General features: G+C 46.8%; 15 protein-coding genes. 13 read left to right on the forward strand and 2 right to left on the reverse strand.

All coding sequences use genetic code 11. The features are described 5' to 3' along the window. From HZY94_RS02830 to HZY94_RS02865, 8 genes are all read left to right on the forward strand, one after another. Positions 1 to 170, forward strand: a 170-nt coding sequence (locus tag HZY94_RS02830) for a transposase (RefSeq protein ID WP_179924934.1), incomplete at its 5' end; no start/stop codon positions are given. A 141-nt stretch (positions 171 to 311) separates the two neighbouring features. Then, positions 312 to 1,217 (forward strand): DMT family transporter, encoded by a 906-nt coding sequence (locus tag HZY94_RS02835; RefSeq protein ID WP_160332858.1) that lies wholly within the window; start codon positions 312 to 314, stop codon positions 1,215 to 1,217. Positions 1,218 to 1,255: 38 nt separating this feature from the next. Continuing rightward, positions 1,256 to 2,641 carry a helix-turn-helix domain-containing protein gene (locus HZY94_RS02840; protein WP_179924935.1) on the forward strand — a complete coding sequence of 462 codons (1,386 nt, stop codon included), beginning with the start codon at positions 1,256 to 1,258 and terminating at the stop codon, positions 2,639 to 2,641. Positions 2,642 to 2,749: 108 nt separating this feature from the next. Then, positions 2,750 to 4,255, forward strand: coding sequence for a glycerol kinase GlpK (gene glpK, locus HZY94_RS02845; protein ID WP_179924946.1), 1,506 nt, complete (start codon positions 2,750 to 2,752; stop codon positions 4,253 to 4,255). Between the two features lie 112 nt (positions 4,256 to 4,367). Beyond that, on the forward strand, positions 4,368 to 6,191 hold the full coding sequence (glpO, locus tag HZY94_RS02850) for a type 1 glycerol-3-phosphate oxidase (RefSeq protein ID WP_179924936.1): 1,824 nt from the start codon (positions 4,368 to 4,370) through the stop codon (positions 6,189 to 6,191). A 67-nt stretch (positions 6,192 to 6,258) separates the two neighbouring features. Beyond that, on the forward strand, positions 6,259 to 6,963 hold the full coding sequence (locus tag HZY94_RS02855; protein ID WP_179924937.1) for an MIP/aquaporin family protein: 705 nt from the start codon (positions 6,259 to 6,261) through the stop codon (positions 6,961 to 6,963). Between the two features lie 51 nt (positions 6,964 to 7,014). Beyond that, a complete protein-coding gene (locus tag HZY94_RS02860) occupies positions 7,015 to 7,563 on the forward strand; it encodes a 5-formyltetrahydrofolate cyclo-ligase (protein ID WP_160333100.1) in 549 nt (182 codons plus the stop codon). Next, positions 7,544 to 8,206 carry a rhomboid family intramembrane serine protease gene (locus tag HZY94_RS02865; protein WP_179924938.1) on the forward strand — a complete coding sequence of 221 codons (663 nt, stop codon included), beginning with the start codon at positions 7,544 to 7,546 and terminating at the stop codon, positions 8,204 to 8,206. The genes HZY94_RS02860 and HZY94_RS02865 overlap by 20 nt, the downstream gene beginning before the upstream one ends. Before the next feature lie 46 nt (positions 8,207 to 8,252). Here HZY94_RS02865 and galU read toward each other — a convergent pair whose 3' ends face one another. Together galU and HZY94_RS02875 are read right to left on the reverse strand one after the other, a co-directional pair. Further along, complete coding sequence (gene galU / locus HZY94_RS02870; protein ID WP_179924939.1) at positions 8,253 to 9,167, reverse strand: UTP--glucose-1-phosphate uridylyltransferase GalU; 915 nt, start codon at positions 9,165 to 9,167, stop codon at positions 8,253 to 8,255. 2 nt (positions 9,168 to 9,169) lie between these two features. Further along, positions 9,170 to 10,186 carry an NAD(P)H-dependent glycerol-3-phosphate dehydrogenase gene (locus HZY94_RS02875; protein ID WP_179924940.1) on the reverse strand — a complete coding sequence of 339 codons (1,017 nt, stop codon included), beginning with the start codon at positions 10,184 to 10,186 and terminating at the stop codon, positions 9,170 to 9,172. 259 nt (positions 10,187 to 10,445) lie between these two features. On the opposite strand from HZY94_RS02875, the gene HZY94_RS02880 reads away from it, so the two are divergent. From HZY94_RS02880 to HZY94_RS10735, 5 genes are all read left to right on the forward strand, one after another. Further along, on the forward strand, positions 10,446 to 12,152 hold the full coding sequence (locus tag HZY94_RS02880) for an ABC transporter ATP-binding protein (protein ID WP_179924941.1): 1,707 nt from the start codon (positions 10,446 to 10,448) through the stop codon (positions 12,150 to 12,152). A 1-nt stretch (position 12,153) separates the two neighbouring features. Then, complete coding sequence (locus HZY94_RS02885; RefSeq protein ID WP_179924942.1) at positions 12,154 to 13,950, forward strand: ABC transporter ATP-binding protein; 1,797 nt, start codon at positions 12,154 to 12,156, stop codon at positions 13,948 to 13,950. 86 nt (positions 13,951 to 14,036) lie between these two features. After that, on the forward strand, positions 14,037 to 14,450 hold the full coding sequence (locus HZY94_RS02890) for a cysteine peptidase family C39 domain-containing protein (RefSeq protein WP_179924943.1): 414 nt from the start codon (positions 14,037 to 14,039) through the stop codon (positions 14,448 to 14,450). Continuing rightward, entirely contained in the window at positions 14,431 to 16,167 is a 1,737-nt protein-coding gene (locus HZY94_RS02895; protein ID WP_179924944.1) for a peptide cleavage/export ABC transporter, read from the forward strand. The genes HZY94_RS02890 and HZY94_RS02895 overlap by 20 nt, the downstream gene beginning before the upstream one ends. Before the next feature lie 276 nt (positions 16,168 to 16,443). Then, positions 16,444 to 20,361: MucBP domain-containing protein (locus tag HZY94_RS10735; RefSeq protein ID WP_179924945.1), on the forward strand; the 3,918-nt coding region annotated here is incomplete at its 3' end.

A 20,361-nucleotide genomic window follows, 5' to 3' on the forward strand; every position in this document is an offset into this window, starting at 1 on the left:
GTCGGATTTTCGCACAACGAAAAGTTGATGTGGAACCTGTCTTTGGACAGATAAAGGCTTGTTTAGGTTACAAACGTTGTAATCTACGAGGAAAACGACAAGTAAAAATTGACATGGGATTGGTTCTCATGGCCAATAACCTCCTCAAATATGGGAAGAGGAGTACCTAAAAAGAAAAGGAGAGACTCATTTTAACGAATGAATCTCTCCTTTTTATACTTTACGGGACTTTTTGTCCCAAACTCTTTTTTCTTCCTTCTCTTAACGGACTTGAAGGACTTGTGGTATATAGTAGGAGGGAGGAGGTGTGTATGAAAAATCAACAGCAAAGGATTGTCCTTGGGACTCTCTATGGAATTCTATCGGGTATTGTCTGGGGTCTCTGCGGGATCATTGGTCAATACTTTTTTTCACATTATTCAGTGGAAACGGGCTGGATTACCTCCATGCGTCTTTTGGTTGGTGGTTTGACCTTACTGACCCTGGCTGTTATTCAAGATCCGAGTGGCTTTTGGAAGCTGTGGCAGGAACCACGGTACTTGCCTCGTTTTTGTGCCTACACCATCTTGGGTCTGTTTTCAGTCCAATTTTTCTTTTACCTCAGTATTCAATATTCCAATGCGGCGACAGCCACCATTTTGCAGTTTACGGCGCCGATTTTCATTTTGCTTTACACAGCCTTGTGGAAAAAACATCCAGTTTCTAAGAAGTCGATTCTTTATGTTGTCCTCACCATGCTGGGGGTGACCTTGTTGGTTAGTGAGGGGGATTTGAGTCAGCTTTCGATTAGTCCCATGGCCTTGGTGGCGGGACTCCTAAGTGCGCTGGGGATTTTGTTTAATACTACCTTGCCGACCCATTTTATGAACCGCTTTGGATCGCTTTACACCTTGGGTTGGGGTTTCCTGGTGGCAGGCATTTTTTCCAATTTTCTCTACCCTGTCTGGAAGCTGACCTTCCAAGTCGATGCCGTGAGTTTGTCGATCTCGGCCATCATTGCCTTTTTTGGGACCGCCTTTGCCTTTTGGATTCTCTTGCAGGCGCTCAAATTGGTGTCGCCCTTAGTGATTTCGGTGGTTGGTGCCAGTGAACCCCTGGCTTCAATCTTGCTTAGCCTAGCCTTTTTAGGCTTGGAGCCTCATTGGTCGCTGTTTTTGGCTTCTGTCTTGATTTTACCGTCTATGATTTTACTTTCGATAGAAGAGGAAAAAATTTAAAGAGGAGAAGCTCTGTTAGCAGGATTTGGGAGTTATAAATGGATAGTGCACAATTAATGGACCGGGTAGATGCAGCCTCCTTTCGGATGATTACCCTCCTCTTGCAGGAGGGAGGACCGCTACCCTTGGGAGAGATTCAGGCGCGCACAGGCTTGTCTCGCAAGACTTTTTTAAAATATTTGGATGAGTTTAATGAGCTTCTAGACCAAGAAGGGCTTGGGGCTCAGCTAAGTTTGGAGGGGGAGGTCTTGCGTTTACAGGCGGGGAGGAGCTTTCAGCTGGCGGCTTTACTGGGAATCCTTTTGCGGCGCTCCTTACGTTTTCGGATTTTGGAGGCTATCTGGTCCCAGCAGGTCTTTAGTATCCAATCTTTGGCCACACGTTTTCAGATTAGTGAGGCGACCTTGAACCGCCAACTCCTGGGACTCAACCAGCTCTTGGAAGAGTTTGGCCTTGTGATTCAGAATGGGCGCTTGCGGGGTAGCGAATTGCAAATTCGCTACCTGGCTTTCCGGTTGTTACAGGAGATTAGCCTGCCAGCAGATGTTCTGAATCTCCAGCATCAGGCCGCTTTTGTAGAGTTTCAGACGGCCTTACAGGGGTTAACTCAGAAGGATCTGGGCTTGGACCTGGCCCTGTGGTGGTCGCTGGCTCAGATGCGCCAACGCTTTCAGTATGGAGAGTCGGAATTTTTGGGGCTTTACCAGGAGCATCCAACTTTTCAACAATTGAAACAGTGCTTGCTTCCTTTGGATATGGAGGAGCGGGAGTTAAAACTCTTATTTGCCTTCCTGGTCGGTCAAGGTCTTTTGTCCAGTCGGGAGATGGAGCGGGTGTTAGCCTTTGGAGGTCCCATTCAGGACAAGGTGACCGAATTGTTACAGGCTTTAAAAGAGTTGGGGGTGTCGCCCCAAGGGCCAGGGCCTATTCTGGATGAATTGGGGCGGTTGGCCAGTCAGGTTTATTTCTTTAAAGGGGGGGTGGCTACTGGGGATGGTGAGCGGAAGCTTCAGTCCTATATCCAGCTCCAACCCCAGTCTTGGCTGATGGTTGACGTGGCGGGTTCCTTGGCTCTGCGCTTGGTCGCTGGCGAGGATAGCCGCTTTCTAGCCTTTGAGTGGGATTTTATCCAAATTTTGGACTACCTGGGTGATTTGAAGCAGGTGCCCCAGCGTGTGGCAGTTGATTCCCACCGGTCAGCCCTGGTTTTGGCCCGGATGGTGCGGACCCTCAAGCAGTACTTGCAGCACAATCGCTTGATTGAGGTGGAAGCCTATCAGGAGGGAATGGACTATAGCCTGGTGGTGACTGATGCAGCCTGGCGGACCTATTCTTACCAGACCACCTATCTTCTACAAAACGATTTATTGGGCTATGACCTGGAGATGATCCGGGAGCTCCTTCAAACTGATAGGATTTTGTGAAATAATCACAAAATCCTATCAGTTTTTTTAAAATCATAAAAAAAGTTGATAGGATAAGAATGAAAGCGTTTGATATACTAAAGGTAGATTAAAAATCTTAGGAGGTCTATCATGGCAGAAACGTACATTATGGCGATTGACCAGGGGACGACGAGTTCACGGGCGATTCTCTTTAATAAAAAGGGAGAAAAGGTTGCGAGTAGTCAGAAGGAATTTACGCAGATTTTCCCAGAGGCTGGCTGGGTAGAGCATAATGCCAACGAGATTTGGACATCCGTACAATCCGTCATTGCGGGGGCTTTTATTGAGAGTGGTGTTAAACCAAGTCAGGTAGCAGCCATCGGGATTACCAACCAGCGGGAAACAACGGTGGTCTGGGACAAGGAAACAGGGCTTCCAATCTATAATGCCATTGTTTGGCAGTCTCGGCAAACAGCTCCGCTAGCGGAACAGTTGAAGCAGGATGGTTATACAGAGCTCTTCCATAAGAAGACTGGTTTGGTGATTGATGCCTACTTCTCTGCGACCAAGGTTCGTTGGATTTTGGATCAGGTTCCTGGTGCGCAAGAACGGGCTGAAAAGGGCGAATTGCTCTTTGGAACCATCGATACTTGGTTGGTCTGGAAGTTGACAGATGGAGCTTCGCATGTGACCGACTACTCCAATGCGGCACGGACCATGCTCTACAATATTGAAACCTTAGAGTGGGATGATGAGATTCTCGAAATCTTGAATATTCCGAAAACCATGCTGCCAGAAGTTCGTTCCAACTCTGAAATTTATGGTAAAACAGCACCCTTCCATTTTTATGGTGGTGAGGTGCCTATTTCAGGGATGGCTGGAGACCAGCAAGCAGCCCTCTTTGGCCAATTAGCCTTTGAACCAGGTATGGTTAAAAATACCTACGGAACGGGCTCCTTCATTATCATGAATACAGGCGAAAAAATGCAGCTGTCGCAAAATAATCTTTTGACAACAATTGCTTATGGAATTAATGACAAGGTTTATTATGCCTTGGAAGGATCGATCTTTATTGCAGGATCGGCGATTCAATGGTTGCGGGATGGCTTGCGGATGATTGAAGCTTCACCAGAGTCTGAGACCCTAGCCTTGGCTTCAAAAAGCAATGATGAAGTTTATGTGGTGCCAGCCTTTACCGGTCTCGGAGCACCTTACTGGGATCAAAATGCCCGTGGTTCGGTCTTTGGCTTAACCCGTGGAACCAGCAAGGAAGACTTTATCAAGGCGACCCTACAATCCATCGCCTACCAGGTTCGGGACATTATTGATACCATGCAAGTGGATGCTGCAACAGCCATTCAATTGCTTAAGGTCGATGGTGGGGCAGCCATGAACAATTTCTTGATGCAATTCCAAGCAGATATCTTGGGCATCGAGATTGCGCGTGCCAAGAACCTTGAAACCACAGCCTTGGGAGCAGCCTTCTTGGCCGGTTTGGCAGTTGGTTATTGGCAAGATTTAGAAGAATTAAAAACCTTAAATGAGACTGGTCAACTCTTCGAGCCATCCATGAACGAAGCGCGTAAGGAACAACTCTACAAGGGTTGGAAAAAAGCGGTTAAAGCGACGCGCGTGTTCGCAGAAGAGGACTAGGAGTGTATCAGTCATGGAAAGGGACCAGCCCATGAATTATTTGTGGGGCTGGTAGTTGATTTCTGGAATCAACTCTGCTGTAGAGAGTGTTAGATAAGGATAGGTAATAACGATGGAATTTTCAAAACGAACCCGTACACGGGCATTGGAAAAAATGCAGGAACAAACGCTGGATCTTCTCATCATTGGTGGGGGAATTACTGGGGCTGGGCTAGCCTTGCAGGCAGCCGCATCTGGCTTGGATACCGGTTTGATTGAAATGCAGGATTTTGCGGAAGGAACTTCAAGCCGCTCGACCAAACTGGTTCACGGGGGACTTCGCTACCTCAAGCAATTTGATGTGGAGGTTGTTTCGGACACCGTTAGTGAGCGGGCAGTGGTGCAACGCATCGCTCCTCACATTCCCAAACCAGATCCAATGTTGTTACCGGTTTATGATGAACCGGGGGCAACCTTTAATCTGTTCCGCTTGAAAGTGGCCATGGATCTCTATGACCTCTTGGCGGGGGTTAATGGTTCGTCTGTTGCTAACCAAGTCTTGAGTCGGGAGCAGGTCTTGGAAAGAGAACCGGACTTGCGAAAAGAAGGTTTGGTTGGTGGTGGAGTCTATCTGGACTTCCGCAACAATGATGCTCGCTTGGTGATTGAAAACCTCAAACGGGCCAATCAAGATGGAGCTTATTTGGCCAGTCATGTGAAGGCTGAAGGTTTCCTTTTTGAGGGAGATAAGATTGTCGGTGTTCAGGCGCGAGATCTGTTAACCGATCAAACCCTTGAAATTCGGGCTCGTTTGGTTATTAATACAACTGGTCCTTGGTCTGACCAAGTCCGCAATCTCAGCAATCCTGATCAAGCCTTTAGCCTCATGCGGCCAACCAAGGGGGTTCACTTGGTGGTGGATTCCAGCCGTCTTAAAGTGAGCCAGCCTGTTTATTTTGACTCTGGTTTGGCCGATGGTCGGATGATTTTTGTCCTTCCTCGTGAAAATAAAACCTATTTCGGAACAACTGATACAGACTATCAAGGAGATCTGGCTCACCCTCGTGTGGAACAGGAAGATGTGGACTACCTCTTGGAGATTGTCAACCATCGTTTCCCTGAAGCTCACTTGACCGTTGCGGATATTGAAAGTGGTTGGGCTGGTCTACGGCCGCTGATTGCGGGCAACAATGCCTCTGACTATAATGGTGGGGATAATGGTTCGCTTAGCGATGCTAGCTTTGAGCAGTTGATTGATGCTGTTCAAGCTTATCTTGCCAAAGAAAAAACACGGGAAGATGTGGAGCATGTCTTGAGCAAGATGGAATCTTCAACTTCTGAGAAGAGTTTGGATCCGTCTGCGGTTTCACGTGGTTCCAGTCTAGAGCGGGATCCAAATGGCTTGTTGACCTTGGCGGGTGGTAAGATTACAGACTACCGCAAGATGGCTGAGGGGGCAATGGAATTGATTCTGCAAATTTTGGCGGAGGAATTCCAGCGGAGCTTGACCTTGGTGCATTCGAAGACTTACCCAGTATCGGGTGGTGAATTGAATCCACACAATGTGGAAGCAGAATTGGAAGTCTTTGCTCAATTGGGAGTTGCGCGTGGTTTGGATAAGGATGAGGCTAAATATTTGGCCAACCTTTATGGATCCAATGCTCCTAAGGTGTATGCCTTGGCACAAACAGTGGAAGCAGCACCAGGCTTGAGCTTGGCGGATACGCTATCCCTGCATTATGCCATGCAAAGTGAATTGGCCTTGAGCCCGGTTGACTTCTTGCTTCGTCGGACTAACTACATGCTCTTCAAGCGAGAGCAGGTGGACGGTATCAAGGATGCTGTAGTGGAAGAAATGGCTCGCTACTATGAGTGGAGTTCAGAAGAAAAGGCGACTTACCAAGCGGAATTGGAAGCTAGCCTAGCAGAAAATGATTTGGTCTCTTTGAAGGCCTAAGGCTCAGTGAATTTTAAATGCTGCGAGTATTTGGATTATCATCTTAATTCGGTATAAGGAGAAAGTAATGTCGAATGAATTTTTAGGAGAATTTTTAGGAACAGCCCTTCTCATTCTTTTGGGGAATGGAGTTGTAGCCGGCGTGGTGCTTCCGAAAACGAAAAACCATAATGCAGGCTGGATCGTTATCACAGCTGGTTGGGGTCTAGCGGTAGGCATTGCGGCCTTTGCGGTTGGTAGCCTGTCACCGGCCCACCTCAACCCAGCCGTATCCTTGGCCATGGCCATGAGTGGCTCGCTACCATGGGCTTCCTTTGGTAGCTATGTACTAGCCCAATTCTTGGGAGCTATGTTTGGTCAGATTCTTGTTTGGCTCATGTACAAGCCCCACTACGATATTGCTGAAAACCCAGCAGATATCTTGGGCACTTTTTCAACCGGTCCAGCCCTCCGGGATAATGTTTCCAACCTGGTTTCTGAGATCTTGGGCACCTTTGTCCTCGTCTTGACCCTCTTGGCGATGGGAACTGCCAATATTGCTGCAGGTGTTTCAACCCTAGCTGTATCCGCTTTGATCATCGGGATTGGTTTGTCCCTTGGTGGAACAACCGGCTATGCCATCAACCCAGCCCGTGACCTGGGGCCACGTTTGATGCACTCCATCCTACCAATTGCTCACAAGGGAGATGGTGACTGGTCCTATGCTTGGATTCCAGTCGTTGGCCCCCTCCTTGGTGCAGCCCTAGCGGTTCTTGTTTACGGACTTTATTAAGACTGTATAGCGGTTGGCTAAGCCAGCCGCTTTTTGTGTTATTATAAGATTATGAAAAAAATCTTGCGAAAGAAGGGCCTGGACCTTCTCAAACAGCAGTCCCCAGAGAGAAAAGCACTAGCCGATCAGCGTTTGCTGGAACAGTTCTTGGCTTCACCAGCCTATGGCCAGGCAGAGGTGCTGGCCAGCTATCTGTCCTTGGCTCATGAAGTCAATACCCAAGCCCTGCTGGAGCAGGCTCGCTTGGATGGGAAGCGACTCCTGGTTCCCAAAGTTGTTAAGCCCGGTCAGATGGCTTTTGTTGACTATGATCCAGAGCGACTCCAGCCGGGAGCCTATGGGATCTTAGAGCCGACCAATGATCCAGACCCTCGACTGACTTTGGCAGACATTGACCTGATCCATGTGCCTGGCCTGGTCTTTAATCGAGCAGGCTACCGGATTGGCTATGGCGGGGGTTACTATGACCGGATTCTTACCCATTTTCCTGGCTGGACCCTAGCGACCATTTATGCAGTCCAATTGGCAGATTTTATTCCCCAAGCCCATGATCAAGCTGTAAAGGAGCTCCTTATCGATGATGTCTCAACTCAAATATAGCCCTGTCACCCATTTGTTTGTGGCGCTCAACTGCCTGGTGTTCCTTCTCATGTATGTGGTCTCCGGTGGTGTTGTAGAGGATGTCCGGCTACTGATTCAGTTTGGAGCCCTTTATCCACCCCTGATTCAGTGGGATTTGGGTCAGTCCTACCGGCTTTTTTCAGCCATTTTTGTACATATTGGCTTTATGCACTTTTTCGCCAATACCCTGACCATCTATTTCTTGGGCCAGCAAATCGAACGCCTGTACGGCTCTGTTCGCTTTTTCTGGATTTACCTTTTAACCGGTCTGATGGGGAATCTTTTCTGCCTGGTTTTTAGCCCGGATGCGATTGTGGCTGGCTCTTCAACCTCCATTTTTGGTCTGTTTACCATCTTGGTGGTCTTACGCTGGTTGCCCAATCCCTACCTCCAATACCTGGGCCAGTCCTACCTACCGCTTTTGCTCATGAATCTGGTCTTTAGTCTAGCCCCAGGAGTTAGTCTAGCGGGTCATTTAGGAGGATTGGTGGGAGGAGCCTGTCTGGCCCTAGTCCTCCCCCTAGCTCCTTACGGTTTGGTCTATGGCCGTCAAGGCCAAGTCTTAGGAGCCGGACTCTATCTAGGACTAGCCCTATTGTTTTTATCCTCTGTTTTATCATGAAAAAGACGAGTCTCCTTGTTGGGAGAGCTCGTCTTTTTCCATGGTATTATTTTAATTTTTTAGCTGGGGCAGGGCGATCTGCCTTTTCTAATTTTTTACCGAGGTCAATGATGTATTGTTTGAGGTCATCTTTGACTTGTGGGTGGCGGAGGGCATATTCAATTGAGGTTTTCATGTAGCCATATTTGTCCCCAACATCGTAGCGTTTGCCCTTGAATTCACGGGCAAATACACGCTGGGTTTTGTTGAGGATGTCGATGGCATCGGTTAATTGAATTTCGTTACCGGCTCCTGGTGCTTGGTTTTCCAGAATGTTGAAAATTTCCGGAGTCAAGAGGTAGCGACCAATGATCGCAAGATCACTTGGAGCATCTTCTGGAGCTGGTTTTTCTACAAAGGTTTCCACAGAGTAAAGACCATTTGTTCCTTTGCCTTGGGGAGCGATGACTCCGTAGGCAGAAACTTCGTCATGGGGTACCTGCATGACAGCGATGGTTGAAGCATGGGTTTTGTCATAGTCATCCATGAGTTGGCGTGTGAGCGGAACCTTGTCTTCCATGAGGTCATCCCCCAACATGACCACAAACGGTTCATTTCCGATAAAAGCCTTGGCTTGAAGAACTGCGTCTCCTAGTCCACGTGGATGGCTTTGGCGGATGAAGTGGAGGCGGATACCGGTTGTTTCATCGACTAGTTTGAGGAGTTCGGATTTACCTTTTTCTTTTAAATTGTATTCCAATTCAAAGTTTGAATCGAAGTGGTCTTCGATGGAACGTTTGGCTTTACCGGTTACCACCAAGATTTCTTCAATCCCTGATTGGAGGGCTTCTTCGACGATAAATTGAATGGTTGGTTTGTCGACAATCGGCAACATCTCTTTAGCGAGGGCCTTGGTAGCTGGGAGGAAACGAGTTCCGAGACCGGCTGCGGGGATAACGGCTTTTCTGACTTTTTTGTTCATACTTAACTCCATTCGTTTTCTTCTTTAAATTCATTGGTCATCATGTCTTGGATGGCCTCTTTGATGGGACGATTTTCGTAGATTACCTGGTAGATGCCCTGGGTAATTGGCATATAGACTCCGAGCTCTTGGGCTAGTTCGTAGGCAGCCTTGGTTGTGGACAGGCCTTCGATGACCATACCCATGGCAGCTTCGATGGATTCCAGGTCTTGGCCTTGGCCGAGGGCATAACCAGCTCGCCAGTTGCGGGAATGCTTGGAGGTTCCTGTAACAATGAGGTCGCCGACTCCGGAGAGGCCGCTGTAGGTTAGTGGGTCTGCTCCCATGCGGACCCCTAGGCGGGTAATTTCAGCCAGGCCACGGGTGATGATGGCGGCCTTGGCATTGTCGCCATAGCCGAGGCCTGCTAGGATGCCGGCTCCGACTGCGATGATGTTTTTCAGGGCACCTGCGGTTTCAACCCCAATGACATCGGTGTTGCTGTAGAGACGGAAGTAGGCGTTACTAAAGAGCTCTTGGGCGTAGCGGGCCTGTTCCAGATCCTTGGAGGCTGCGGTAATCAGGGTGATATCGCGGACAATAGCTTCTTCAGCATGGCTGGGTCCAGATACAACAATGATATCAGAGCGGAGATGTTCGGGAATTTCTTCCTCTAGGATGGTAGACAGTCGTTGATGACTGTTTGGTTCCAGTCCTTTGGAGGCATGGAGCACCCGTACCGGATGATCCAGTACCTGGGCAACTTGTTGGGCGACTAGTCGTGTGACCTTGGTTGGGACTACAAAGAGAATCGCATCGGTATTCGTGAGGGCCTGCTTGAGATCGGTGTAGGCCTGGATGGTTTCCGAGAGGCGGACATCCTTGAAGTAGCGCTGGTTGGTATGCTCTTGGTTAATCTCCTGGACTTGCTCAGACAGGTGGCCCCAGAGGCGCACCTCGTGGCCATTGTCATCTAGGACTTGGGCCAGGGCGGTTCCCCATGACCCGGGTCCGAGGATTGTGATAATTTGTTTTTGCATAGTCGTTCCTTTATCAGGTATTCGTTTTCAATTTTACCAAAAAAAAAGTTAAAATTAAAGGAAAATGATGGATTGTTCGGCCTATCCGAATAGGCCTTGCGGACTTTTGGCCAATCTTGGAGTAGATTTCAACGGCTCTCTCCATAATATTTTAGGAAAAGGTTCGTGTTTCTCCCTTATTTGGCGGAGGTGGCTGGCTTGAATTCTCGGATTTGGGTGATATAATGGTACAGTTGTTAGTCAAAAAAAGGAGGAAATTATGCTGAAACAGGCGTTAAAGCCCTATAAGTGGTATGCACTGGGTTCTTTGCTTATGGTGATTGTGATTGTATCCAGTTCACTGCTGCAACCCAGCTATTTAAGTGATGTCTTAGCTGCTGTGCTCGAGAATGATCGGGCTAAGATTGCTTCGATGGGTGTCTGGTTGCTTGTGATTGCAGGGGCTGGTTTGCTAGCCGGTGTGATCAATACGATTCTGGCTGCTAAGATTGCTCAGGGAGTGTCGGCAGATTTGCGGGAAGCTCTTTTCCGTAAAATTCAAACCTTCTCCTATGCCAATATTGAAGAGTTTAATGCTGGAAATCTGGTTGTCCGGATGACCAACGATGTGACCCAGGTTCAGAATCTGATGATGATGCTCTTTCAGGTCTTGCTCCGTTTGCCGATTCTTTTTGTTGGAGCCTTTGTCCTAGCTGTGCGGACTCTGCCCAGTCTCTGGTGGGTTTTGGTTTTAATGGTGCTTGGAATTGGTAGCGTAATGGCGATCATTATGGGGCGACTGGGACCTCGTTTTGGGCTGTTCCAGACTTTAATGGATAAGATCAATGCCATCGCCAAGGAGAATCTTCGAGGCGTTCGGGTGGTGAAATCTTTTGTTCAAGAAAAAGCCCAGTATGCCAAGTTTAAAGGAGTTTCCAATGAGCTTTTGGATTTGAACCTCTTCATCGGTTATGGCTTCTCGATTATGATGCCAGCTGTGACCTTTATTGCCTATATGGCGACCTTCCTGGCCATCTACATGGTTTCCCAACTTGTGGAAACAGATCCTGAGGCGATTGGGAATATCGCTTCCTTTATGACCTATATGATGCAGATTATGTTCTCCATCATTATGGTGAGTTTTATGGGAATGCAGGCTAGCCGGGCCTTTATTTCCTTAAATCGGATGAAGGAAGTCTTGGATACCGAACCAGCCATGTCCTTTAAGGATGGTGAGACAGAGGAGCTGGAGGGAAGTCTGGTCTTTGATCATGTAACCTTTACCTATCCTCATGACAGTGAGCCGACCTTGAAAGATGTCAGTTTTGAAGTGCAGCCCGGTCAAATGATCGGGGTTGTGGGGGCAACCGGAGCTGGGAAGTCCACCCTGGCCCAACTGATTCCCCGACTCTTTGATCCCCAGGAGGGGAGTGTTTCGATCGGCGGTCGTAACTTGAAAGATGTCAGCCAGGAGACCCTCCGCCAATCCGTGTCGATTGTCTTGCAAAAAGCCATCCTTTTTAGTGGAACGATCGCAGACAATCTCCGTCAAGGAAAGGCTGGAGCCGATCTGGAAGCTTTGCAGCGCGCCGCTTCGATTGCCCAAGCCAAGGAATTTATTGACCGCATGGATGACAGTTATGAAAGCCAGGTCGAAGAGCGGGGGAACAACTTCTCTGGTGGTCAGAAGCAGCGGATGAGCATTGCCCGTGGTGTTATTGGGAATCCTAAGATTCTCGTTTTGGATGATTCGACTTCTGCTTTGGATGCAAAATCCGAGAAGCTGGTTCAGGAAGCCTTGAATAAGGACTTAAAAGGGACCACGACAGTAATCATTGCCCAGAAAATCTCCTCTGTTGTCAAGGCAGACAAGATTCTGGTGCTGGATGAGGGACGTCTGATTGGTCAAGGAACACACGCGGAATTGGTAGCGACAAATGACGTCTACCGAGAAATCTATGAAACTCAAAAAGGAAAGGAGAACTAGGATGAAAACAGCACGCTTTTTTTGGTTCTATTTTAAACGCTACAAGCTATCCTTTCTATTCATTTTCTTAGCTATCGTGGTCTCAACCTATCTACAAGTGCAGGCTCCAGTTTATCTGGGAAAGGCTTTGACAGAGTTGGGAACCTGGGTCCAGGAGTATTTCCAAGCCAAGGCCATTAGTGATGCGACTGGTGCGGATCTGGTCAAACCAAGCATGGATGCCTTTGGGGCGGTTATGTGGAATCTCTTTTTGACCTACCTCTTTACGGTGGTGTCGATGTTGGTTTACACCCTGCTCTTCACCCGGATTGTAGCCCATTCTACCAACCGGATGCGGAAGGGCTTGTTTGGGAAATTGGAGCGTTTGACGGTGGCCTTCTTTGACCGGAATAAGGATGGTGACATTTTGTCACGCTTTACATCGGATTTGGACAATATTCAAAACTCCTTTAACCAAAGCTTGACCCAGGTGGTTTCAAACGTTGCCTTGTATGTTGGCTTGGTCTGGATGATGTTTGTTCAGAACCAACGCTTAGCCTGGGTTACCGTAGCTTCTACCCCCGTAGCCCTTCTTCTATTGGTCTTTATTGTCCGTATGGCCCGCAAATATACGAATTTGCAGCAGGCTGAGGTAAGTAAGCTCAATGCTTATATGGATGAGAAAATTTCTGGGCAGAAGGCGATTATTGTGCAAGGGGTTCAGGAAGAAACCATTGCGGGCTTTATGGACTTGAATGAACGGGTGCGGAAGGCCACTTTTAAGGGGCGACTTTTTGCAGGAATGCTGTTCCCGGTGATGAATGGGATGAGCTTGATCAATACGGCTATTGTCATCTTTGTGGGCTCGACGCTCCTCCTGAATGATTCATCGATGACGACAGCAGCCGCTCTGGGCTTGGTTGTGACCTTCGTACAGTATTCGCAACAATATTATCAGCCCATCATGCAGGTGGCTTCAAGCTGGGCAGAATTGCAATTGGCCTTTACAGGAGCTGGTCGGATCCAAGAAATGTTTGACCAAGAAGAAGAGATTCGTCCTGTCCAAGCGCCTCACTTTACCGAGTTACGAGATGGAGTTGCGATTGAAGGGATTGACTTTGGTTACCTACCAGGTCAAAAAGTTCTGAAAAATGTCAGTATCTCTGCCCCGAAAGGGAAAATGGTTGCGGTAGTTGGACCGACAGGATCTGGTAAGACCACCATTATGAACCTGATCAACCGTTTCTACGATGTTGACGCGGGGGCTATCAAATTTGATGGTCGCGATATTCGGGACTATGACCTGGATAGCCTGCGGCAAAATGTCGGGATTGTCCTGCAGGAGTCCGTTCTCTTCAGTGGTACCATCCGCGACAATATTCGCTTTGGGGTTCCCGATGCGAGCCATGAGCTGGTGGAGGCTGCTGCCAAGGCAACGCATATTCATGATTTCATCATGAGTTTACCAGAGGGTTATGATACCTTGGTGGATGATGAGCAAAATGTCTTCTCAACTGGACAAAAACAATTGATTTCCATTGCTCGGACCTTGATGACCGATCCTCAGGTTCTCATCTTGGATGAGGCAACTTCCAACGTTGATACCGTAACGGAAGCTAAAATCCAAAGTGCCATGGAAGCCATCGTGGCTGGTCGGACCAGCTTTGTCATTGCCCACCGTCTCAAGACCATCTTGAATGCGGATGAAATTATTGTGCTCAAAGATGGTCAAGTCATCGAACGAGGCAACCATCAAGCCTTGCTCGCCCAAGATGGCTTCTATGCAGGTCTTTATAAGAATCAATTCGTATTTGAATAATCAGGATTTAGTAGATTTTAGATCTAGGTTCCAGCAACCTAGATCTTTTTTGTTGGCCTTTCGAATAAATAAGTAGGAGGAAGGCTATGTTTTCGAAAAAGCACTATCGGATGCAAGTGGATTTTAGGGATTGTGGGGTGGCCTGTTTGGCTATGATTTTAGGCTACTATGGGTCAGACTATTCCCTGGCTTATTTACGGACCTTGAGTCAGACCAACTTGAACGGAACAACAGCCTATGGCCTAGTCAAGGCTGGTCAAGAGTTGGGGTTGGCTTGCCAACCCCTGAAGTTGGATCTGGAGCAGTTGCAGGAGACAGTGGTCCAGAATCCGGCCCTGGTCCATGTCATTAAGGAGGGAAAGTTTCCGCATTATTATGTCGTTTATCAGGTCACAGACACGGCGGTTTTTCTAGCGGATCCCGATCCGCAAGTGGGCTTGGTTAGACGATCTCATGCGGAGTTTCTTCAGGAGTGGACTGGTGTTGCCCTTTTTTTTTGAACCGGGTGTCGACTATCAACCCTGTCAACGGCGGGAGGCGACATTTTGGTCCCTCTTGGCCTTGCTTTTTCAGATGAAGGGGTTATTTTTCCTGATAGTTCTAGTAAGTCTTGGTCTAACCCTGCTGACCATCCTGTCCTCCTATGGTTTGCAGTGGATTGTGGATGGTTACCTGCCCCAGGGGCGGATGGAGGCGATTAGTCAGTTGAGCTTGTGGCTATTAGTGGCAGCCCTGCTGCAGGCCCTCCTTCAATTCTGCAAGCAGTATCCCTTGTTGCTTCTGAGTCGCCGGCTTTCCTTAAAGCTGTTGGAGGACTATCTGAGCCATGTTTTCGGCTTGCCACTCAGTTTTTTCGCGACCCGCCGCAGCGGTGAAATCCTTTCCCGCTTTACAGATGCCAATCAGATTATTGAAGCCTTGGCCTCGCTGAGCCTAACCTTGTTGCTGGATGGCCTGACCCTGGTTAGCCTCATTTTGGCCCTGGCCTGGCAATCCCCCCAGCTCTTTTTGCTGGCTCTAGTTTTGGTGCCGCTGTATATCCTCTTGTTTTTTGCCTTTCAGAAAAAATTTAAGAGCTATCACCAGGATCAGTTGGAGGCGGGCTCCCAGCTATCCTCTAGTTTGATGGACCACATCAAGGGGATGGAAACCTTGAAGGCATTGGGGCTTGAGGACGGAGCCCTGGCTCAGAATAAGGGCTATTTAGAAAGCTTTTGGGACAAGGTCTGCACCTACAGTTGTGCAGAGCAGCTACAGTCGGCGCTGAAAAGCGCCCTGCAGCTCGGGACAACCGTTGCCATCTTTTGGTGGGGATCGCGCCTCATCTTAACCGGACATCTGAGCCTGGGTCAGCTCTTGACCTTTACCAGTCTTTTGGCCTATTTTACAGGTCCCTTGGAGAATCTGCTCCAGATTCAGGTACAGGTCCAGAAGGCCCAAGTGGCTTACCAAAGGCTACAGGAAGTTTACCAAGTCCCTCTGGAGGAGCAGGGAGATCGGCAGTCCCTTACCAGGGCTCGGGGAGCTTTGCGGCTGGACCAGGTAAGTTTTGCCTATGATTATGGCAGTCCCTTGCTCAAGGATCTGACTCTGGATATTCCTCCGGGGCAGAAGCTGGGAATCCTGGGGCTTTTGGGCTGCGGAAAAACCAGTCTGGCTAAATTGTTAGTTGGCTTTTACCAGCCCTTGGAAGGTCAAGTCCTCTGGGCAGGTCAAGACCTGTCCTGCCTCCATCCGCAGGAGCTGCGACGACAGGTCCAGTATGTGGCTCAGGATGCCGGACTTTTTCAAGGAACCCTGCGGGAGAATCTTCTCTGGGCTGCAGCAGCTGAGACAGTAGAAGCGGATTTATGGGCAGCTTTGGAGTTGGTGGAGGCGGTTGACTTTGTCCAGCTCCTGCCCCTGGGCTTAGACACTCTGGTGGGAACGGATGGGACTGCCCTGTCGACAGGGCAGATCCAACGGCTGGCCCTGGCTCGTAGCCTCTTGACCGGAGCCTCCTGCTTGATTCTTGATGAAGCGACCAGTCACCTAGATCCCGAGACAGAGGAGCGCGTCTTTGATCGCCTGCTGGCTCTGGACCAGACCCTGATTGTCATCACCCATCGCCTGGAGCTGGCTCAGAAGCTAGAGCGGATCGTGGTGCTCGCAGATGGTTGCTTAAAAGAGACTGGGGAGAAGGAGGCAATTTATCTGGGACAAGAATCTGGTTTTTAGTTGCTAGATCCAGAACCTTTTGTGGGGACTTCTAAAAACTAAATTTCTGAAAATCTAAATGTTGATTTATCAAGGTTTGAGTGATTCAATTTGAAGAAAAACTGGGTTTTTTAGAGGTCCCCTTAAGAGAAATTGGATATGGTGTAAAGGCACGCTTCGCTTAAAGCCTTGACACACCCTTAGAAATGTTTGATTTTGCTTTAAATTTTAAAAAGTTTATGAGAAAATAAACAGAGGTTATAGATAGCCTAATAATATTTTATAGGAGGTATAGTGGTGAAAAGATACAGAGTGACAGACAAATCTTTATTTGATAGGCATTACAGATTTTCGATTCGTAAGTTCAGCGTAGGTGTTGCATCTGTTGCAATATCAGCTTTTATGATGGCTAATCCTTCCGTAGCTGCGGAAGAGAAACTAGAATCTGGAAATCTTGATTCGACAGATAAGTCTGAGTTGGAGGATATAGATAATCCGACTAAATATGTGGCTCCTGCTATTTTAGAGACTGAGTCTGCTCTAGAGAGGACAGTTCAGCCAGTAGCTATTGAGACCATGGATTCTAAAGAAGTTTCTATTCCTGATACAATAGCTCGTGTAGATATAATTAAGGAGGAAATAAAAAGAGAGGAAACAATCTCTGAAGGAGAGGCTCTAGAGGAAGTTCCTGTCTCAGGTGTTTCTGAAAGAGAAAGTTTTACATCAGCTGGGTCTATCTTGGAGTCTCGTATAGCAATTCCGTATGCAATTATATATCGAGAAGAGGAGACGGGAACTCCAGTTCTTCAAGCAAATTCTTCAATTGTTACCACGAAAGAAGAGTTAAGATTGGGGATTACAGTCACAGAATTAGCGCAAGATATTCCAAAAGGATATGAATTGGCGCCAAATCAATCAGTTCGTATTGATAAAGAAATCCATGAATTCCAAGATAACATTCTTTCTTTTGCTATTGTTAAATCAAAGCAAGATGAACTTGGAGTGGAATCGGATACTTGGATCAATGGTGATGGTGACATTTGGTTAGATCCAGAATTGGACTTTGTTGAGGTGAAATTTGGAGAGTCTGTCTTTTTTAAACCTCAATCTCGTTTTAGGAACAGTGGTGATGGATATAGTATTTCTAAACCAAATTCTCCTACTATTAGTGATAGTAAACCTAATCGTTATACGTACGCTTACTTCCAAGAACAAAGTACGAATACTTACTATGTGCTATCTGTCGATGAGGCTGATCTGGCAAAATCTTCTGAGACTAGACGCTTGGATTACGCGTATGTTACTAGAATTAGAGATGGTCGTGTTTTATCTCAGGAGCGAATTAGTAATCTAGGAAGTCCGAGAGTTGTGAAGACATTTGATGATGGAGTCACACTTAGCTTGGATGAGAGTAGCTATAAAGGTAAAGTAGTGAACAACTATCGTTTTCAGAAACAGCCATCTTCTATTAAGAACTTATATTCAATGATTTCAACACCATCTGATAAAATTCTAGATTCTTTAAGTATTGATGCAGTGGCTGTTGTGAATCAAGTTACTAAGTATCTTGATAATAATACTGGAGAGGAAGTTCACCCTACCCGTTATCAAACTGGATATAATGGGTATGACTATACAACTACTAAGATTGACATAGACAACTATCGATATGTTAAATCAACAGATAATGTGAATGGTGTAGTTAGCAGTCGTGAACCTAGAAATAAAGGTGATGTCAGTTATCTGATGACACGTACGGTAGCTGCTGGAGATAATAAAGAACGAATCCCAATTAAGGTTTACAGGAAACTTGAGTATGTGGATGATAATCAGAATGCGAAAGAGACAATCTATGTGAAGATTTCGGAAGATAATGATCCGCTAGCCCAAGAGTTTTTTAACAATATGGGAAAGTACGTTATCTATGATAATAAGGTCTACACAACGGCTACAAGTCTAAATCAGACTACAAATCAGGGGACGAGATATAGTGATATTGCCAGTAATGATAAGAGTGCTTTTTATCAGGTGAAACCGCATGTGGATCGTCAAACCATTAAAGACTATAACGTGTCTAGCGGTTTACAGACAGACCACCCCGTTAATACAAGTATTCGCTACCGTCTACCTATCATTAATCAAGAGGACATGGCTGCTGAGAAATTATTAGGAACAAATCTGAATGTTCCAAATATAAAGGCTACTAGTTCAACGGTTGTTTACTATTACGTTCCGACAGGAAATGTTATTGTCAACTATACGGATACGGAAGGTAATATTCTTCAAAAGCCGGTTGAAGATACACCAACCTCAGATGCTGGAACCTCTTATAATACGACAGATCATAAACCAAATACGATAAAAACTCCAGATGGTAAAACTTACAATCTTGTTCCAAATATGACGCAAGGAACAGAGCAGGGGCAAGTTAAAAAAGGAACGATAGAAGTTACCTATGTCTATAAAGAAGTAAAAGGAGATGTAGTCGTCCTTTATAAGACAACTGATGGGCAAGCACTGACGGGTGTATCATCAGATGGTAAGACTATTGGTAATGTATCTGCTACAGAAACAGAAGAAAAGACTGCTCGTGAAGGAGCTGTTGTTGATACACCGGCCACTTCAACTGGAACAAGTTATACAACGACAGATAATAAACCAGACAAAATTATTACATCTGGTGGTAAAGTTTATAGTCGGGTTGACCGTGTTGGTGGTCTGGAAAATGGTACTGTCGTTGAAGGAACAACACGCGTTGTCTACTATTATGAGCTTGTGAAGGGTTCGGTACTTGTAGACTATGTTGATACTGATGGTAATGTTTTAAAACCGCAAGTTGTAGATGAGAACAAGGTTGATACTGGGAAAAATTATGATACGAATGTAGATAATCGTCCTGCTACGATTACAGTTGGTGAGAAGATTTATGAATTAGTTCCACCTGGTGATTATCTGGTTGGTCGAGTTGGTTCAGATAGTAACTTAACAAAGACAATTACTACATTTGGAACAGATCCTGTTACAGGTAAAGTATCTGAGGAAACGAAGAAGATCACCTATGTTTATCGTCTAAAGGAGGAGCCAAAAGGTAACGTTGTCGTAAATTATAAAGATACGGCTGGTAATGTTATCAAGGATCCAGTTAAGGATGAGACAGATAAGCCAGTTGATGAACCGTACGATACAACAGATAACAAGCCAGAAGTTATCGAAACATCAGACGGTAAGAAGTACAAGTTAGTACCAGACCGTACTGAGGGAGAAGAGACTGGTAAGATTGTTGAAGGTACGAAAGAAGTTACTTACGTTTATCAACAGGTTGGTGGTGCAGTCAATGCTCGCTATGTTATCGAAGGTACTGAAGAAGAGTTGAAATCTTCAGAAGTTGTTAAGCCAACGGATAGTCCAATCGGAGAAGAGTACACAGCTCAAAAACCTACAGAGATTGTTAAAGATGGTAAGACCTATGTCCTTTCTGCAACTAAACCGGTTCGTGATAGTCAAGGTGATGCTCCAGAAACTGGTAAGGTCACTGAAGGTGAGCAGACAGTTGTTTATCAGTATGTCTTGAAGGAAGAGCCTACTCCAGATCCAGTGAAGCCAAAAGGTAATGTCATCGTTAAGTATGTGAACGAGGCAGGTGAGACCATCGCTAATGATGTGGAAGATACAGCATCGAGTGATGTGGATACTCCGTACGACACAACTGATCACAAACCTAAGGTTATCGAGAAGGATGGTAAGAAGTATCTCTTCACCAAGGTTCAAGAAGGAGATAAGGAAACTGGCTCTGTAGTTGAGGGAACAACGACTGTCACCTATGTTTACAAGGAATTGGGAAGCTACCTTCCATACATTCCAGGAAAAGACAATCCAGGAGACCGTCCACCAGTCCCTTATGATGAAACTCCAGAGGAACCAGTAGATAATCCGCCATTGCCATACATTCCAGGATATACACCGAAGGATCCAAATGGAGAACCATTGAAACCGGTTGATCCAGAAGATCCAACCAAGGGTTATATCCCACCTCCAATCACAGATCCAAATGATCCAGCTAAGGATACACCAGTGCCTTATGAGAAGGATCCAGATCCAGTGAAGCCAAAAGGTAATGTCATCGTTAAGTATGTGAACGAGGCAGGTGAGACCATCGCTAATGATGTGGAAGATACAGCATCGAGTGATGTGGATACTCCGTACGACACAACTGAT

Origin of the sequence: Streptococcus danieliae, from assembly GCF_013415245.1 — a bacterium.
GTDB lineage: Bacteria > Bacillota > Bacilli > Lactobacillales > Streptococcaceae > Streptococcus > Streptococcus danieliae_A.

Excerpts from the sequence above, each read along its gene's own strand:
- HZY94_RS02885 (WP_179924942.1), top strand. The coding sequence starts at position 12,154 with ATGAAAACAGCACGCTTTTTTTGGTTCTATTTTAAACGCTACAAGCTA.
- HZY94_RS02860 (WP_160333100.1), top strand. The coding sequence starts at position 7,015 with ATGAAAAAAATCTTGCGAAAGAAGGGCCTGGACCTTCTCAAACAGCAG.
- HZY94_RS02890 (WP_179924943.1), top strand. The coding sequence starts at position 14,037 with ATGTTTTCGAAAAAGCACTATCGGATGCAAGTGGATTTTAGGGATTGT.
- HZY94_RS02855 (WP_179924937.1), top strand. The coding sequence starts at position 6,259 with ATGTCGAATGAATTTTTAGGAGAATTTTTAGGAACAGCCCTTCTCATT.
- galU (WP_179924939.1), bottom strand. The coding sequence starts at position 9,167 with ATGAACAAAAAAGTCAGAAAAGCCGTTATCCCCGCAGCCGGTCTCGGA.
- HZY94_RS02865 (WP_179924938.1), top strand. The coding sequence starts at position 7,544 with ATGTCTCAACTCAAATATAGCCCTGTCACCCATTTGTTTGTGGCGCTC.
- glpO (WP_179924936.1), top strand. The coding sequence starts at position 4,368 with ATGGAATTTTCAAAACGAACCCGTACACGGGCATTGGAAAAAATGCAG.
- HZY94_RS02835 (WP_160332858.1), top strand. The coding sequence starts at position 312 with ATGAAAAATCAACAGCAAAGGATTGTCCTTGGGACTCTCTATGGAATT.
- HZY94_RS02880 (WP_179924941.1), top strand. The coding sequence starts at position 10,446 with ATGCTGAAACAGGCGTTAAAGCCCTATAAGTGGTATGCACTGGGTTCT.
- HZY94_RS02875 (WP_179924940.1), bottom strand. The coding sequence starts at position 10,186 with ATGCAAAAACAAATTATCACAATCCTCGGACCCGGGTCATGGGGAACC.
- HZY94_RS02840 (WP_179924935.1), top strand. The coding sequence starts at position 1,256 with ATGGATAGTGCACAATTAATGGACCGGGTAGATGCAGCCTCCTTTCGG.